3 protein-coding genes are annotated in these 2,254 nt (G+C 33.4%); all 3 read left to right on the forward strand.

Annotated features, from left to right (window positions below; all coding sequences use genetic code 11):
- The coding region (gene hslO, locus ACI32A_RS04295) for an Hsp33 family molecular chaperone HslO (protein ID WP_439753795.1) at window positions 1-754 on the forward strand (754 nt) is incomplete at its 5' end.
- Window positions 747-1,718 carry a tRNA dihydrouridine synthase DusB gene (gene dusB, locus ACI32A_RS04300; RefSeq protein ID WP_439753796.1) on the forward strand — a complete coding sequence of 324 codons (972 nt, stop codon included), beginning with the start codon at window positions 747-749 and terminating at the stop codon, window positions 1,716-1,718. The genes hslO and dusB, both read left to right, overlap by 8 nt.
- Window positions 1,719-1,758: 40 nt before the next feature.
- A partial coding sequence (locus tag ACI32A_RS04305) for a GlgB N-terminal domain-containing protein (RefSeq protein WP_439753797.1) occupies window positions 1,759-2,254 on the forward strand: 496 nt, incomplete at its 3' end.

Raw genomic sequence — 2,254 nt, forward strand, 5'->3', positions numbered from 1 at the left:
TCGTACTTTAACGATTGGAAGTATGATGGGATCGATGTTAAAAGATGAACAAGAAATCATCAACATCACAATCAATGGACATGGTCCTATAGGAACGATTATGGTAGATGCGTTTTCAAATGGAAATGTATGTGGATTTTGTTCCAATCCCCATGTACAAGATCAATACTATAATGAAAAAAAGTTAAATGTAGGAGCAGTTGTAGGAACTGATGGATATTTAACGGTCACAAAAAATCTTCATATGCAAGATAATTTTACAGGAACGGTACAACTTCAAACAGGAGAAATCGGTCAAGATTTTACTTATTATTTTGCGCTTTCAGAACAAACACCAACAGCCATTAGTGTCGGTGTTTCTATGGATAAAGAAGGAAATGTGATTAGTGCAGGTGGTTTAATTCTTCAAATGTTACCCGATGCCACAGAACAAGATATTTGTATTTGTGAAAATATTATAAACGGTTTAAAACCTATGTCCACTTTGATTCAAGAATACGATGATGTTGGATTAGAGACTTTGATTCGAGATATTTTTGAAGATGTGAATATTTTATCTTCAAAAGATATTTTTTATTCGTGTCCTTGTTCAAAAGAACGAATGGCATCTGGATTAGCGGTTTTAAAAAAAGAAGAAATTCAAGACATGATTGAAAAAGAAAATGGATGTGAAGTGACTTGTAATTTCTGTAATGAGAGATATATATTTTCAAAAGAAGACTTAGAAAAAATATTGGAGTCTAAATATGTTTAAAATTGGTAATGTTGAAATTGAAAATCCCATTGTGATTGCTCCTTTAGCTGGAATATCGAACATTGCGTTTCGAAAAATCGCAAAACAATTTGGAGCGGGTTTAGTTTGTAATGAAATGGTTAGTGACAAGGCTTTGTATTATCGGTCTCAAAAAACAATGGAAATGTGTGTCAGTGATGAAAAAGAACATCCATTGAGTTTTCAATTATTTGGACATGACATAGAAACGGTATTATATGGAGCCAGGTATTTAGATACACAAACCAATTGCGATATTATTGACTTTAATATGGGATGTCCTGTAAACAAGGTCATCAAAGCTAAAGCGGGTTCGTATTTAATGAAAGATATTGATTATGCCAGGGAATTAATGCGACAAGTGGTTGCTAGTGTACACAAACCAGTAACGGTTAAAATGCGACTGGGATTTGATGAATCACATATGAATTGTGTTGAAATGGCTAAAGCCATGGAAGAAGTGGGAGTTTCTTGTATTACAGTTCATGGACGTACTCGAAATCAAATGTATGAAGGCAAAGCCGATTGGTCTTATATTAAACAAGTAAAAGACGCGGTTTCAATTCCTGTGATTGGTAATGGCGATGTAAAAAGTGTTGAGGATTTCTTTAATATGATGGAACAAACAGGTTGTGATGGTGTTATGATTGGTCGAGGCATTATTGGAAATCCATTTTTGATTCAGGAATGTAAAGATGCTTTATCAAATGAGAAACATGAATATTCTATTGAAGATCGTATTTCTATTTGTATGCAACATGCAAAGGATTTATGTTTCTATAAAGGAGAAAAAGTTGCCATTCATCAAATGCGGGGATTGGCGAGCTGGTATTTAAAAGGTTTACCGAATTCTCATGTTTTTAAGAATCGTTGTTCAAGTATGAATGCATTGTCGGATTTAGAACAAATTTTAAGGGATTATCAAAAATCGATTATAGACAAGTAGTCATTTTCTTTATATAATTTTTAAAAAGGAGAATTGAAATATGAGATTTAACACACAAGCTTTTTTTGAAGGAAGAGAGATTCAGGCTTATAAATATTTTGGTGCTCATATTGAAGAAAAAGGAGTCGTATTTCGAGTATATGCGCCTCACGCACAAACCATTTCTGTAGTGGGTTCTTTTAATAATTGGGATGAATCCAAAAACAAAATGAAGAAAAATGAAAAAGGAATTTGGTCTTGTACGGTAAAAGAAGCTAAAGAAGGGGATTTATACAAATTTAGAGTGAAACAAGCCAGTGGTGAAACGGTTGATAAAATTGATCCCTATGCGTTTCGATCTGAATTAAGACCTAATAATGCTTGTATCGTAGCTTCTTTGGACTATGATAAATGGGCGGATGCGAAATGGATGGAAAAACGATCAAAAGGATTTGATAAGCCCATCAATATTTATGAATTAAATCTTGGTTCCTGGATGAAAGGAGACGGAACAAAAGAGGGAGAAGAAATTGATCATTTCTTACACTATAATGAAA

It is taken from the genome of Floccifex sp., from assembly GCF_051873555.1.
Classification (GTDB): domain Bacteria; phylum Bacillota_I; class Bacilli_A; order Erysipelotrichales; family Erysipelotrichaceae; genus Floccifex.